Origin of the sequence: Paenibacillus sp. NEAU-GSW1 (genome assembly GCF_009737085.1) — a bacterium.
Lineage (GTDB): Bacteria > Bacillota > Bacilli > Paenibacillales > Paenibacillaceae > Pristimantibacillus.
This window is the reverse complement of sequence record NZ_WOVL01000011.1, coordinates 64,852-79,438: the sequence shown is the minus strand read 5'-3', so window position 1 is coordinate 79,438 and position 14,587 is coordinate 64,852. Positions and strand designations below refer to the sequence as shown.

Annotated in this window: 17 protein-coding genes; all 17 read right to left on the bottom strand. The window is 48.5% G+C overall.

Going from position 1 to position 14,587, the window contains the following annotated elements; translation table 11 throughout:
- Positions 1-16: 16 nt before the first annotated feature.
- Positions 17-892, bottom strand: a complete 876-nt coding sequence (locus GOM71_RS10595) for a MinD/ParA family protein (RefSeq protein WP_156280754.1) — start codon at positions 890-892, stop codon at positions 17-19.
- Positions 885-2,201, bottom strand: a complete 1,317-nt coding sequence (flhF, locus tag GOM71_RS10590; RefSeq protein ID WP_156280748.1) for a flagellar biosynthesis GTPase FlhF — start codon at positions 2,199-2,201, stop codon at positions 885-887. Before flhF ends, GOM71_RS10595 begins: the two co-directional genes overlap by 8 nt.
- The gene (gene flhA, locus GOM71_RS10585) at positions 2,198-4,231 is read right to left on the bottom strand and encodes a flagellar biosynthesis protein FlhA (RefSeq protein ID WP_156280746.1); all 2,034 of its coding nucleotides are present in this window, start codon (positions 4,229-4,231) and stop codon (positions 2,198-2,200) included. The genes flhF and flhA overlap by 4 nt, the downstream gene beginning before the upstream one ends.
- Before the next feature lie 29 nt (positions 4,232-4,260).
- Positions 4,261-5,358, bottom strand: a complete 1,098-nt coding sequence (gene flhB / locus GOM71_RS10580) for a flagellar biosynthesis protein FlhB (RefSeq protein ID WP_367649548.1) — start codon at positions 5,356-5,358, stop codon at positions 4,261-4,263.
- A gap of 29 nt (positions 5,359-5,387) precedes the next feature.
- Positions 5,388-6,179 (bottom strand): flagellar biosynthetic protein FliR, encoded by a 792-nt coding sequence (fliR, locus tag GOM71_RS10575; RefSeq protein WP_156280744.1) that lies wholly within the window; start codon positions 6,177-6,179, stop codon positions 5,388-5,390.
- Between the two features lie 16 nt (positions 6,180-6,195).
- Positions 6,196-6,465: a flagellar biosynthesis protein FliQ gene (fliQ, locus tag GOM71_RS10570; RefSeq protein WP_156280742.1), complete on the bottom strand. Its 270-nt coding sequence runs from the start codon at positions 6,463-6,465 to the stop codon at positions 6,196-6,198.
- Between the two features lie 23 nt (positions 6,466-6,488).
- Positions 6,489-7,241 carry a flagellar type III secretion system pore protein FliP gene (gene fliP / locus GOM71_RS10565; protein ID WP_156280740.1) on the bottom strand — a complete coding sequence of 251 codons (753 nt, stop codon included), beginning with the start codon at positions 7,239-7,241 and terminating at the stop codon, positions 6,489-6,491.
- Positions 7,231-7,887, bottom strand: coding sequence for a flagellar biosynthetic protein FliO (locus tag GOM71_RS10560; RefSeq protein ID WP_156280738.1), 657 nt, complete (start codon positions 7,885-7,887; stop codon positions 7,231-7,233). The genes fliP and GOM71_RS10560 overlap by 11 nt, the downstream gene beginning before the upstream one ends.
- A 10-nt stretch (positions 7,888-7,897) precedes the next feature.
- A complete protein-coding gene (locus GOM71_RS10555; protein ID WP_156280733.1) occupies positions 7,898-8,260 on the bottom strand; it encodes a response regulator in 363 nt (120 codons plus the stop codon).
- Between the two features lie 20 nt (positions 8,261-8,280).
- A complete protein-coding gene (fliY, locus tag GOM71_RS10550; protein ID WP_156280731.1) occupies positions 8,281-9,495 on the bottom strand; it encodes a flagellar motor switch phosphatase FliY in 1,215 nt (404 codons plus the stop codon).
- Complete coding sequence (gene fliM / locus GOM71_RS10545) at positions 9,485-10,486, bottom strand: flagellar motor switch protein FliM (protein WP_156280729.1); 1,002 nt, start codon at positions 10,484-10,486, stop codon at positions 9,485-9,487. The genes fliY and fliM overlap by 11 nt, the downstream gene beginning before the upstream one ends.
- A 37-nt stretch (positions 10,487-10,523) precedes the next feature.
- Entirely contained in the window at positions 10,524-10,988 is a 465-nt protein-coding gene (locus GOM71_RS10540; protein ID WP_156280727.1) for a flagellar basal body-associated FliL family protein, read from the bottom strand.
- Positions 10,989-10,990: 2 nt separating this feature from the next.
- Complete coding sequence (locus GOM71_RS10535) at positions 10,991-11,212, bottom strand: flagellar FlbD family protein (protein ID WP_156280725.1); 222 nt, start codon at positions 11,210-11,212, stop codon at positions 10,991-10,993.
- A gap of 71 nt (positions 11,213-11,283) precedes the next feature.
- Positions 11,284-12,096 carry a flagellar basal-body rod protein FlgF gene (gene flgF / locus GOM71_RS10530; RefSeq protein ID WP_156280723.1) on the bottom strand — a complete coding sequence of 271 codons (813 nt, stop codon included), beginning with the start codon at positions 12,094-12,096 and terminating at the stop codon, positions 11,284-11,286.
- A gap of 101 nt (positions 12,097-12,197) precedes the next feature.
- Positions 12,198-12,578: a TIGR02530 family flagellar biosynthesis protein gene (locus GOM71_RS10525; protein WP_156280721.1), complete on the bottom strand. Its 381-nt coding sequence runs from the start codon at positions 12,576-12,578 to the stop codon at positions 12,198-12,200.
- Positions 12,575-13,096 (bottom strand): flagellar hook capping FlgD N-terminal domain-containing protein, encoded by a 522-nt coding sequence (locus tag GOM71_RS10520; RefSeq protein ID WP_156280719.1) that lies wholly within the window; start codon positions 13,094-13,096, stop codon positions 12,575-12,577. Before GOM71_RS10520 ends, GOM71_RS10525 begins: the two co-directional genes overlap by 4 nt.
- A gap of 46 nt (positions 13,097-13,142) precedes the next feature.
- A complete protein-coding gene (locus tag GOM71_RS10515; protein ID WP_156280717.1) occupies positions 13,143-14,546 on the bottom strand; it encodes a flagellar hook-length control protein FliK in 1,404 nt (467 codons plus the stop codon).
- Positions 14,547-14,587: the final 41 nt, after the last annotated feature.

Genomic DNA, 14,587 nt, shown 5'->3' with positions numbered 1-14,587 from the left:
CCTCATTTTCAAAGGACTATCTGGATAGCCTGAACATTTTATGTAAAAATCCTTTGATCCCTTCATGGACAACCTCTTCAGACGGCTTCTCGTCCTCGATAAAGCGTCTGGCGATATCGTCGATGGCGCGAGCGGCTTCCGATCCGGGGAAAGCAATCGTAAACGGGACTTGACGCTTGACCGCTTTCGACACGGACGGATCATCGGGGATGATGCCTAATGTCGGCAATTGCGTATTTAGAAAACGTTCTGCCGCCATGCTGATCTTATCCGCCGTTTGCTTGCCTTCCTTCCTGTCGGAAGCGCGATTGACGATGAGCCGGAAACTCGGATCTACGCCTTTCGCTTTTACCATTTTAATGAGCGCATAAGCGTCAGTTATGGAAGTCGGCTCCGGCGTCGTAACGATTATCGTTTCGCGCGCAGCTTCTATGAACAGTACCGTCTCTTTAGAGAGTCCCGCGCCCGTATCGAACAAAATAACGTCATACATGCCGTCCAGCTTGCCGATTTGCTCTGAAAACCATCTCATTTCGCTCTCCGACAGCTCCAGCAAATCCTTGAAGCCGGAACCTCCGGCAATAAATTGAAGGCCGCTTGGACCTTCCTGAACGATATCCCAAATCGTTTTATCCTGCTTGAACAAATGATAGAGATGGCTTGAGGAGCTGATCCCCATTAACACGTCAATGTTGGCCATGCCGATATCGGCATCAAAGACGAGCACCTTTTTTCCGAGCCGGCGAAGCGCAAGTGCGAAGTTCAGGCTGAAGTTCGATTTGCCAACGCCGCCTTTACCGCTCGTAACCGTAACAATGCGCGTCATGCGGTTGCGCTCCATGCTGTTTTTCTGCTTCACCAAGTTGCGAAGCGCCTCCGCTTGATCATTCATCGGCCGCTTCCCCCAACAGATCATTGACGTAGGTTTCTGCGTTGAAAGGTTCAATATCATCCGGCACTGTTTGCCCTCTTGCGACGAAGGTCGGTATTAATTGATAGTTAAGTGCCAGATTGAGAATCGCGCCAAACACCGACGTCTCGTCAAGCTTCGTAAACAGAGCTTTCGTCACTCCATATTTTGCGAAGTTGTCGGCAACTGCCATCATGTCTCTCGTCTTGCCTGTCAAACTGAGCACGAGTACCGTTTCACTCGTTTCATTCGTTTGCAGCAAGCTGTTAACTTCAGAAACATGAAGCTCATTACGGAAATTTCGTCCCGCTGTATCCATATAAATGAGCTCGCGGTCTTCAAGCTGATTGAAAGCTTTCATCAAATCCATCGGCGAAAATACAACTTCAATTGGCACATTCAAAATGTTCGCATACGTTCTCAGTTGATCGACCGCAGCGATTCGATAGGTGTCGGATGTAATGAATCCGACTTTGCGGCCGCGCTTTATCGTTTGTTCGGCTGCAAGCTTTGCAATCGTCGTTGTCTTGCCTACGCCTGTAGGACCGACAAAATGAACGATTCTAGCATCCTCGCGAATTCGTTCGCCCGATAGAGGCTGCAACCACTCCAGCAGCGTTTGCCGGGCGATTTCCCAAACGGTCTCTGTTGAATATGGCAAAGCTTGCGATCGCAGCGTTTCCTCCGTACTATCCAGCAATCGGCGGATAAGATCGGCATCTACTTCCTGATCTACCAATCGTTCGTATAGCTTGCGCATCGCAATCGGCAAATCTTGATTCGGCCGATTGACCGATAGCTGGAGAAGCGATTGCTTAATGACGCGGATCTCGTCCAGCAGTTCGTCGTTAATGCGAGACAATGCGGCTGAACTATCCGGCCGTTCCATAACTGCTGTCGACACATTCGGAGCTTGAGGCTGCTGCGGTAATTTGCTGGCCGCTCCTCCGGCAGCAGCATATGCCGCGCCTGGAAATCCGTCTCCCCTGCTTTCAATGCTCGGTTGAACGGCTGCAGCAGCAGCGTTGGTACGCTGCTGCACCGTCTCATTAATGGCAGTCATCACCGCGTTGAAATCTGCAGCCTGCCGGCTTTGAGCTTGCGGCTTGCTGGCCGCCGCTCCAGATTCAATCGCAGCGATAACCTCCATCTTCTTCTTCCGAAACATTCCCATAAAACCGCCGACGCGAATTTCTTTCGTATTCAATATAACGGCGTCTTTTCCAAGCTCGCTTCGGATCATCGGGAGCGCTTCAGGCAAATCGTTAACTACATACCGTTTTACCCTCATAGATTCACCACCCCGACGCTTTGAACTTCAATATTTGGCTCCAGCTCGCTATAAGAGAGTACCGGAATATCCTGCATCGTGCGTTCTACAATTTGACGCAAGTACATGCGGATTGTCGGCGAAGTCAAGACGATCGGCTGATAACCGGATTGGATCTGGCGGGATACCTGTTCGCTCAGCTTTTGATAGATTTGCTGGGTAGCAACCGGATCAAGCGCAATGTAGCTTCCTTGATCGGATTGCTGCACCGACTCGGCAATCTTCTTCTCCAGCCCCGGACCAACCGTAATGACTCGCAGCGTGTCTCCGGAAGCGGAGAATTGCTGCGTAATTTGTCTGGACAACGCTTGTCTTACGTATTCCGTCAAAATGTCAGGATCCTTTGTGTACTGCGCCTGATCGGCTAAAGATTCAAATATCGTAACCAGATCTCGAATCGACACTTTCTCGCGGAGAAGTTTACCAAGCACTTTTTGAATCTCGCCAATCGATAGAATGGAAGGAATAAGCTCGTCGATAAGCGCCGGATACGTTTCCTTGACATTTTCAACAAGCGACTTCGTCTCTTGGCGTCCAATCAATTCATGCGCATGGCGTTTAATAATTTCTGTCAAATGCGTAGCAACTACCGAAGGCGGATCGACTACCGTGTAGCCGGAAAGCTCGGCGCGTTCTTTCATTTGCTCATCAATCCAAATCGCTGGAAGCCCAAAAGCCGGCTCCGTCGTTTCAATGCCGATAACCGAATCGTCCTCAAAGCCCGGACTCATCGCTAAGTAGTGATTAAGCAGCAGCTCGCCCTTGGCGACTGTATTGCCTTTAATTTTAATAACGTACTCATTTGGCTTCAGCTGTATGTTGTCGCGAATTCTGATAACCGGTACGACAAGACCGAGCTCAAGCGCGCATTGCCGGCGAATCATAATGATCCGGTCAAGCAAGTCTCCGCCTTGCCCTGTATCCGCGAGGGGGATAAGTCCGTAGCCGAATTCGAATTCGATTGGATCAACCTGCAACAAGCCGATAACGCTCTCCGGACTGCGCACCTCTTCGATTTGCTGTTCTTCGACGAGCATCTCTTGTTGCTGCTGTTTTTGGGAAATCGACTTTTGCATCAGCCATCCTCCGACACCAAGCAGTATAGCGAACGGCCATGTCCGCATAACTCCGATTGGAGTAAAGAGACCAAGCGCTGCGATTGTTCCTGCCACGATATATAGCAGCTTCGGATATTTGAACAGTTGAGATGTGACATCATCGGCGAGGTTGCCGTCAGATGCCGCTCTCGTTACGATCAAGCCTGCAGCCGTAGAAATAAGCAACGCCGGAATCTGACTAACCAGACCGTCGCCGATCGTCAATATCGAATAGGTTGAAAGAGCTTCACTAAATGGATACTTATGTATTGCCATACCGATTACAAAGCCGCCGATCAAGTTGATCAGCAAAATAATGATAGAAGCGATCGCGTCGCCCTTTACGAATTTGCTCGCACCGTCCATTGCACCGTAGAAATCGGCCTCACGCTCGATTTTCGAACGGCGTTCGCGAGCTTGCTGCTCGTTAATAAGACCTGCGTTCAAATCGGCGTCGATACTCATTTGCTTGCCCGGCATCGCGTCGAGCGTAAATCTCGCCGCAACCTCGGCTACGCGTTCCGAGCCTTTCGTAATTACGATAAACTGGACAACGACGAGAATCAGGAACACGATAAAGCCTATCGCTATTTCTCCCCCGCCTACCCATTCGCCGAACGTTTTAACCACTTCGCCTGCATGAGCATGCGCCAAAATGTTTCTCGTTGTCGATACGTTTAGCGCTAGCCTGAATAGAGTGGTTACGAGCAAAATCGCAGGGAAGATTGAAAAATCAAGCGCTTCCTTCGTATTCATTGCAATAAGCAAAATCGTTAATGCAATCGAGATATTTAAGATCAATAAAATATCCAGCAATAAGGTAGGGATAGGGATAACCATCATGAGCACGATGCCGATGATCCCGATTAGGATAACAAGGTCTTTTAGTTTCATGATGCGCCTCCTCCCTTTCTAATGATAGTTTATGAAGATTTTACTCGGCCTTTCAATTTGTATACGTATGCCAGCACTTCCGCCACAGCCTGGAACAGGTCTGCTGGTATGGAGTCTCCGATGTCTGCCCGTTCGTACAGCGCTCTGGCCAGCGGCTTATTTTCCATCATAATGACGCCATGCTCCTTTGCGACCTCTCTAATTTTTAGCGCGACATGATCCATCCCTTTTGCGATTATGAGCGGCGCTTCCATTTTTGAGGCATCGTACTGAAGGGCAATTGCAAAGTGCGTCGGGTTCGTTATGACGACGTCCGCCTTCGGAACCTCTTGCATCATGCGCTGCATCGCCATCCTCCGCTGCTTTTCGCGAATTCGGCTTTTTATTAGAGGATCGCCCTCTGACTTTTTAAATTCATCTTTAATGTCTTGCTTTGACATCCGCAAGCTTTTCGCATGCTCGTAACGTTGGTACATATAATCGGCAAACGCAACGATAACCAGCACTGCGCCGATCTTAATGCCAAGCCCTACGGTCAATCTTGCAGTAAACGAAAAGATTTGCTCGATCGATAAGCTTGAAAGCAACAATATGCGGTTCCAATTCGAAGCAATGGATTGAAAAACGAGCAACCCGATAATTAGCAGCTTCGAAATGCTTTTGGCAAACTCGATCAAGGAACGCAACGAAAATATTTGTTTGAAGCCATTAAACGGATTCAATTTGCTGAATTTTAGTTTCAGCGGCTCTCCTGTGAAGAGGAAGCCAAACTGCATTACATTTCCGACTATTGCGACGATAACGGCTATCGCGAAGACTGGCGCCAGTATGATCAGCATATCTAAAGCTACATCATAGAATAGGACGCGGATATTGCTCTCGGTCATTTCCATCGTGAGCCAATCGTTGAACAGATGGCCGAACATCTGATAGATCCGTTGTTTGTAGAACATGCCGAACATGGAAAACCCGGCAAACGTAAAGAGCAGAATAAATGCGCTCGGCAGCTCTGCCGATTTCGAAACCTGCCCTTTCTTCCTTGCTTCTTGCGTTTTTCTAGGTGTCGCTTTTTCTGTCTTTTCTTGGCTGAAAAGCTGCAAGTCGAGCTGTAAACGAAACTTATGCACGGCTGCAGCCTCCTTTGCTCTGTAAAATCCTATTGTCCCGGCGGACTCTTGATGATGCCGAACAATTGCTCCAGATTGTTGAATAAAATTGCGAACAGCTTATCGAACAATCCGGCCATCCCCGGCATTAGCAGGACCAAGACAATCAAGCCGATAATCATTTTAAGCGGGATGCCGATGACGAATACGTTGTATTGCGGCGCTGTTTTGGCTAAGAAGCCTAAACCCGCGTCCGTCAAAAACATCGATACAACCAGCGGAGCGGCAACTTGCATCGCCAATAAAAAAGTGTGTCCAAGCGCCAGCGACAAATAATTGGTAATGCTGCCATCCATCAGTCTGGCAAACAGATCATTATCAATCGGAATCCATTGATAGCTGTCCATTAGACCTGTCAGCAAGTAATGATGTCCATTCATTAAGAGGAACATCATAATCATGAGCATGTACTTGAAATTGCCGAGCAGCGGCGAGGAAACGCCGGTCATCGGATCGACGATGTTCGCCATTGCGAAACCGATTTGCAAATCCATAAACGCGCCTGCCGTCTGCACGACAGTAAAAAACAAATAGACAAGGTAGCCTATCAGCAAGCCTACTAAAACTTCTCTCAAAACAAACAATATGTATTCCGCATCAATATCGACGGTTTGCTTCACTCCGTAAGTGAGATAAACGATAAACGAAATGAAAAACCCAAGTCCGATTTTGAATGAATTCGGCACGCTTTTCATCGAAAACAACGGTGCGACGACGAAAAAAGAGGTTATTCGACAAAAGATAAGCAAAAAAATAGGAAAACCCTGTACGATCGCATCCATCTATTCGATTCACAGCCTATCCGATGTATTTATGCAAATTATTCAGCAGATTGTAAGTGAAATCGACAATCGTATTCAATACCCACGGACCAAATACGATAAGGGATACAAATACCGCAACAATTTTTGGCACAAAGGCTAACGTCTGCTCTTGAATCTGTGTAGTCGCTTGAAAAATACTTACGATTAATCCGACGACTAGAGCGAGAACGAGCATCGGCGCGCTGGCTTTCAATATCGTATAGATGGCTTCTCCCGCCAAACCGATGATGAAATCAGCACTCATGGCAAGTTCCTCCCCGTCTTAAATCATGTGCTAAAGCTAAGCAGCAACGATTTGACTATCAAATACCAGCCGTCTACCAGCACGAACAATAGAAGCTTGAACGGCAGTGAAACCATAACCGGCGGCAGCATCATCATCCCCATCGCCATCAATATGCTCGAGACGATCATGTCGATTACGAGAAACGGGATAAAAATCATAAAGCCCATTTGAAACGCGGTTTTCAATTCGCTTATCGCATAGGCGGGTACGAGTACGGTCAGCGGAATTTCCTCATACGTTTCCGGCTTTTCCGTTTTCGTGTAGTTCATAAAAAGCAGCAAATCTTTTTCTCGTGTATGCGAGAACATAAACTTCTTCATCGGAACCGCCGCTTTGTCAAACGCCTCGGTTTGCGATATTTCACCTTTCAGATAAGGCTGAAGCGCAACCTCGTTTACTTGCGAGAAGGTCGGAGCCATTATGAAAAAGGTGAGAAACATCGCCAGCCCGATCAGCACCTGGTTCGGCGGCATTTGCTGCGTACCGAGCGACGTTCGCACGAAGCCGAGCACGACGACAATCCTAGTGAAGCTCGTCATTAATACAAGAATGGCTGGCGCGATACTAAGCACCGTAATAAGCAACAGAATCGATAACGCGCTTGAACTCGGTTCCTCGCCACCGCTGCCAAAGTTTATCTCGACATTAGGCAACGGTTCTGCAAATGCCTGCGTTTGGAACAGAAAAGCAGCCAGTTGTACTGCGACGATTGATATCCACCATTTATTTTTCATTGTCATCCATCAACCGTTCATTAATTTTGTCGTCTTTAAGCAACGCTTCCAGCTGTTGTTTACGGTCTGCTTGACGGCTCAGCTTGTCGTTGAGCATCGACTGAAAGGAAGACGATGCCCCGTTCCACATCTCGTTGGTTGAATCGGCCTTGGATCCGGTAACGCTTTCGGAGCCGCTTTGCTGTTTGCGGAAACGTTTCACAACCTCAGTAATCGAACCCGCCGACCAACCGCCCGTTGCTTGTCGCTCCATGGCGGCGATAATCGAATGCGCCTGCTCGGTATTGTCTACTTTGTCTAGCAGCGTAATATTCTCCCCTACGCCGACAATATAGACGCAGCCTTCAAGCTCGATCACTTGAAGCGATTTGTTCTGCCCCAGAGCAATGCCTCCGAGCGAGCGAAGAGAACGGCTCGTTCCCCAAGCCCGGTTGCGCTGGGACATCCACTTCAACACGATCACAATTAATCCGATAACTAAAAATAAAGATATAATGACCCAAATCATGCTGCCTGTCATGTTGCCGGAATCCGAGAATGGCGGCTTGCTGCTATCGCCGTTAAGATCGCTAGCCGCCGCCAGCGACGGCCATACGGCTAAGCCTGAAACCGACAGCATGGATATCGTTGAAATTTTGTTGAGCATCCGGAAACCGTTAGCCCAACGTCTTTTTAATCGCTTCGATAACGCGATCCGCTTGGAAAGGCTTCACGATAAAGTCTTTAGCGCCGGCTTGAATCGCATCGATAACCATCGCTTGTTGCCCCATTGCGGAGCACATAATGACTTTAGCGTTTCCGTCGAGTTTTTTAATTTCTTTCAGTGCAGAAATGCCGTCCATCTCAGGCATCGTAATGTCCATCGTAATGAGGTCTGGTTTCAGTTCCTTGTATTTCTCCACCGCTTGCGCTCCATCTTGCGCTTCCCCGACGACTTCATACCCATTTTTGGATAAAATATCTCGGATCATCATGCGCATAAATGCTGCGTCGTCTACGATTAGAATGCGGTTTGCCATCTTCTTTTCCTCCTAAGGTGTTATTGTAATTTTTGAATGCGGTCCCATTGGCTGACGATATCGGTTACGCGAACGCCAAAGTTTTCGTCAATTACGACAACTTCGCCTTTGGCGATCAGCTTATTGTTCACAAGAATGTCTACAGGCTCGCCGGCAAGCTTGTCCAGCTCGATAATCGATCCTTGGGACAATTCCAAAATATCCTTAATTTGCTTCTGGGTTCTACCTAATTCTACGGTAACCTTCAGCGGTATGTCGAGAAGTAAATTCAGATTTGTGTCATCCGCTTGCACAAATGGAGCCTGATTAAAATTCGCGAACTGTACAGGCTGCACATTAACGTTGCGATTAACCGGATTTCCGTACGTTTGCGGGCCTTGCGGCTGCATCGGCATGCTGTAATGAGCTGGCGGCTGTTGATACATTTGCTGCGATGCTGCCGCTTCCATATGAGCTTGCTGCTGCGTGTAAGCAGGCTCTTGCACAGCTTGCTGCTTCTGTTGTGGTGCAGGCGCCGGTGCCGGAGCGCTCGCAGGTTCTTCCATTCCTCCGCCCATCAGCGTTTGCACCATATGTTTTGCAAACGATACCGGGAGAAGCTGCATAATCGTCGAATCGATCAAATCGCCGATTGTTAGACGGAATGAAATTTTGATAAAGATATCGACCGGCGGCAGTTGGCCCATTCCATCGCCGCTATCCACATCCAAAATATCAATGCCTGGCGGCGAAATGTTGACAAATCGGTTAAAGATCGTCGACATCGACGTGGCCGACGAGCCCATCATCTGGTTCATTGCTTCTTGAACGGCGCTAATATGTATTTCGTTAAGCTCCTGAGCCGTGATATCGCCTTCTCCGCCCAACATCAGATCCGCAATGACTTGCGCATCCTTCGTCTTAATTACGAGCGAATTGATGCCTTCAAAGCCGTCTACGTATTGAACGCTAACTGCAACATGAGGCTTTGGAAACTCATCCGCCAGCTGATCTCTGCGAATAAAAGTTACCTGAGGCGTCGTAATATCGACTTTCTTGCCCAGCAGCGTCGATAATGCGGTAGCCGCGCTGCCAAACGTAATATTGCCGATCTCGCCAAGCGCGTCCTGCTCTATCGTTGACAGAAAGTCCGACAGCTGTACGTCCTCGGTGGACGAAGGCGCTGCTTCCGATCCAGTCGATTGATTGAGCAACGCGTCAATCTCTTCCTGCGATAAGTAATCTTTACTCGTCATATTCTTCTTCCGCTCCTTCGCTGACAACTTGATCCACTTGAACGGCTATCCGATCTTTGACCGAGCCGGGACTGCCGATAAATTTCAATTTATCGCCTACTTTAATGTGCAAACCTTCATTTATCGGCTTGCTTAGCGAAATGACGTCGCCTGCCGATAAACTAAGAAACTCTTGAATCGTAATGGAAGACTCTCCAAGCTCGGCTACGATAGGAAGCTTCGCTTTGCTTACGCGATGCTCGAGCATCTCGACCTCTTCCGGAATGCGCTCCTTCTTCTGAGACACAAACCAATGATGCGCCGACAATCTTGGCATTATCGGTTCAATTACGACGTGCGGGATACAAAGGTTTATCATCCCTGTCGTATCGCCAATCTTGGTGCTCAATGAAATTAGTGCGATCGTTTCATTCGGCGACACGATCTGCATAAATTGCGGATTTGTCTCGAGCGCCTCTAATCGCGGAGAAATGTCGATGATCGTTTTCCACGCTTCTTGAAGACTTTCGAATGTGCGGGCGAAAATACGCTCCATCACTATCGTCTCGATTTCCGTCAAGTTATTAATCTTAGTAGGCGCGTTACCTTGACCGCCCAGCAAACGATCGAGCATCGCATAAGCGACGTTCGGATGAACCTCCAGCACCATTCTGCCTTCAAGCGGTTCGGCTTCGAAAATGTTCAATATCGTCATTTTCGGAATGGAACGAATAAATTCGTCGTAAGGCAGCTGTTCCACCTGAACCACATTTATTTGCACGAAAGTGCGGAGCTGCGCTGAGAAATAGGTAGTCAAATATCGCGCGAAGTTTTCGTGTATGCGGGTCAAGCTTCGAATATGATCCTTCGAGAAACGAACGGCGCGCTTGAAATCGTATACTCTGACTTTCTTTGTTACTTCTTCCTTCTTTAGCTCGTCAGCGTCCATCTCGCCGGATGATAACGCCGCTAGCAGCGCGTCAATTTCATTTTGCGATAATACATCAACCAATTCTCTCACCCCCTTCAAGGAATGTCGGCTTCAAGCTTTAGATCTGCGTAATGATAAAGTTAGTAATTTCGACTTTAACCAACTTTTTCCCTTCCGGCAGTATCGGATTAATTAGGTTAAGCAGCTTCGATTCCAGCATGTCTTCACCTTTGGAACCCTTCAGATCATCGGCCGTCATATCCGCAATCGTGCGGTTAATGATTGGCTTCACCTCAATGTCCAGCAGCTTGTCGAAATCTTCTTTCGTCTTTTTGCTGTCCAGCTGGAAAGCAAAGTTCATTACGACGACATAATCTGTGTCAAGCAGGTTGCGTTTGAAATCTTTGAGCTCAGAGGTAACCTCTACGCGCTCTGTCGCCGATAAGTGCTTGACTTCAATTGTTTTGTTCGGGTCTGCGTCAGCAGCTTCACTGAAAAATGATTTGAATAAAATAATGGATACGATTGCGATCAGTGTAATCGCGAGCAATGTAGTTACTATCCAAGGCAACATCTTCTTCATGTCTAAGGACCCTCCGTTTGTTCGATCTTCTGGGTCGCTGCGAGAACGCCGATCGAGCGAATATAACTCTGTACGAGCAGCAGAAGTTCGGACGAGCTTTCCGCCACGATGATTTTTTTGCCTGTCGTCAACGAAATAATCGTATCAGGCGTCTCTTCGACCAACTCAATCAGAAGAGCATTAATCATTACTTTCGTGCCATTCAACCGAGTTACGGTTATCATAAGCTGTCCCCCTCACATACCGGGGAGGCTGTTTGAGCCTCCCGCATGTATTGATCTAGCTAATTAAGCGATTAGCGTTTCAGGTTTACAACTTCTTGCAAAATTTCATCCGATGTCGTAATAATCCGCGAGTTCGCTTGGAAGCCGCGCTGTGCAACAATCATCTCTGTAAATTCTGCTGTCAGGTCAACGTTGGACATTTCCAGCTGACCGGAAATGATGTCGCCCGTACCAAGCTCAGCATCGGAAGCCGTAACAATTTCAAACTCGCCTTCCGGATTGGCGTTCGCCGTTACTTGATACAAGTTGTTGCCCATTTTAAGCAAACCGCTTGGGTTAACTACTTTAACAATACCGAGCTGTGCAACAGCTTCCGTTCCGTCCGGCGATACGCCAAGAATGGTTCCGTCTTGTCCGATCGAGAAGGATGTTACTTCCTCCGGAATCGTGATCGGTCCGTCAACGCCAAGGACGAACAGGCCGTCAGCCGTTACCAGCTGGCGATTGGCATCGATTGTAAAGTTGCCTGCGCGAGTCAACAATACAGGCTCAGCGTCCGGACTTGGAGATACGGCGAAAAATCCGTCTCCGTCGATACGAAGGTCTGTCGGATTATTCGTCGTCATCGCACTGCCTGGAGAATGCATAGTGTCGATTGAAGCGATAGAAACGCCCAGACCCACTTGCTTCGCATTTACGCCGGCTTGTTCACCTTCAATGGAACCTGTTACGCCAGCAGTCGTCTGGCTCAGAATGTCGCTGAACATAACGCGGCTGCCTTTAAAGCCGACCGTATTCACGTTTGCAATGTTGTTGCCGATTACATCAAGCTTAACTTGAAACCCGCGCATACCGGATACGCCGGAGTACATCGATCTAAGCATTAAGTAATTCCTCCTCAACAATTTGGGTTTGCTTAATTAGTTTTGCGCCAGGCTGCTTCAGTCGGTCCGCAGCCTGTATTAGGCCTCCTGCTCGGTCCAGCCTATTCATTCAGAATGACGGCGCTGTCGATTTGCGTAAATACATTGCTTTGCAGCTGTTTGCCATCCATTGCCGTTACAACGGTTCGGCTTGGCACATTTACGATCATCGCGACATCCTTCATGACGATTAAAGAATCAATGGCCCCTTTGGACTCTGCCTCTTCAACCGCGTTCATAATTTTCGTCAACGATTCCGGCTGTAGCTGAATGCCGCGCTGCTTCATGCGTACCTCTGCGTGATGACTGAAATGAAGCACTTTGGCATCGAGCATGCTGCGAAATTCGCCTGATTGGCTCGATTTGGCCGCCGTCGTCTTTCCTTGTACTAATAACGGCGATTTGACAGGCATCAGATGCCCGATCTTCACGCTGTCACTCATGCGGTTTCAGCCCCTTCCGATTCGGAATTCGAGCTGTCCTTATCTTCTGCGGAAGCATCTGTATCTGCATCTGTGTCGGTTGAGCTAGTCTCCGAAATGGAAATCAAGTCGTCAACCAGAACCATCGTATCGTCGCCAAACTTCACATACTGCTTACCGCCTGAGACAACAACCGATTCAACGACATCGGAAACGACTGCGGATTGTCCCGCATCATTCAGTTCGTACCACTGCACAGTTTTGCCGATCATTGTGGATGCCGAGCCGAGATTTTGGCGAAGCAAGCCGATTTGTTCCGACATATTCGTTAGCTGCTCTACGGAAGTGAATTGAGCCATCTGAGCGATAAACTCTTTATCCTGCATCGGCTGCAGCGGATCCTGATTTTGAAGCTGGGTGACTAATATTTTAAGAAAATCGTCTTTCCCCATCATCGAGTCATTCTCTTTCGCTGCTGCTGTCTGCACGTTGACTTCAGAATAATTCGGCCACGTTACTTTGGATGAAACAGTCGCCATTTCGTTCACCTCCATCCTACTTGCGTACCGATTGATTTGCTGTGCTTTATGCCGTTACATTAACTGCTCGTCCGTAACCCATATCCTGAATCGCCAATTGCTCGACTACATCATTCTCAAATACGGCGGCATCATCCGCGATGCGGCTGCCTTTCGACTTGTTCTGTCCCGTAAAAGACTGTTGTCCTGCACCTTGGCCAAGATATCCGTTAGACAAGTGCGCGGCCGCTTGGCCTTGCGTTACTTCCAGCTTATCAACCGATAATCCTTGCGCTTGAAGCGCTGCGCGAAGCTGAGCCATTTGATTGTCCAGCACATCTTTAGCTGACACCGTGTCGGTATGGAATACTGCGGTCAATTGTCCGTTCTGCACAGTTATGCGAATGTCTACTTGCCCGAGCTGTTCCGGGAACAATTGAATCGTCGCTTCAGTCGCTCCGTTCAACACTTTGAAATCCAGCTTTTGTACAAATTCGGACATCGTGTCTGCGAATTGATCCGCAGCAACATATGGTTGAAGCAGCGCTTTTGCAGACGGATGAATAGCAGCCGAGCGTACCAGATCGCCAAATACCGGCCCCGTTTGCGCGGCTGTTCCGGCTTCCGCCGTTTCTGCCGTCATGCTTTGCGTTGCGCTTTCCGTCCCCTCTTCGCCAGTAGATGCGATCAGCACCGACGGATGAATCGCTTGCTGGCTCAACCTTTGCAGCATTGACGTCGTTGACGATGCTGCCGACTGAGTAACTTGGACTTCAGCCGTTTGATCCGCTGCCGCATCTGTTTGGCTTTGCAAGTTTGCTGGCGCATTATTCTGCTGAACCTTCTGCTTTTGAAGCACTTTCTCAATTGCTTGCAATTGCTGTCCGATCAGCTGAAGCGGTTCTTGTTGTTGAACTTGCTTCAGACCGCCTTCTTGCAAAAGCGATTGAAGCTGATAGAGCGACTCTTGCAATTGCAGCTTCACTTGAGTGGAAGCATTTGCTTGAACGCTTTCCCCGTCCGCCGAATCGCCAGACAGTTGGACATCTTTCCATTCGATGACCGGCGCTCCGAGCAGTGCTAGCAACGCATTAAGCTGTTCCAGCACCGATTGCATTTGCTCCAGCGATTTCTCATCGACCTCAGCAGCATCAGTTTGCTCGTCCTTAGCGATTAGTTCCTCAATCAATCCTTCTATCATCGCAATTAAGTCCATTGTTTCTGCAAGCGTAAGATCTGCATTCACACTGTCAACGGCAGCATCAGCTACCGATAAAGAAGGCGATCCGGTTGCTGCAGCACTTGCTGCTCCGTTTGTTTCACCGGTATTGCCGCTGCTCATGTGATAGAACAGCTTTTGTTGAAACGCTGCTCCACCTTCTGTTTTCGTCTGACCTGTTGCGGTCGATGCAGCAATTGCTTTTGCCGATGTTGCGCTTCCTGCCGAAATGGCAGGCATGTTCATATCCATTGTTTCACCTCCTTTCCCTACAACAGGATCTTTGATGACAT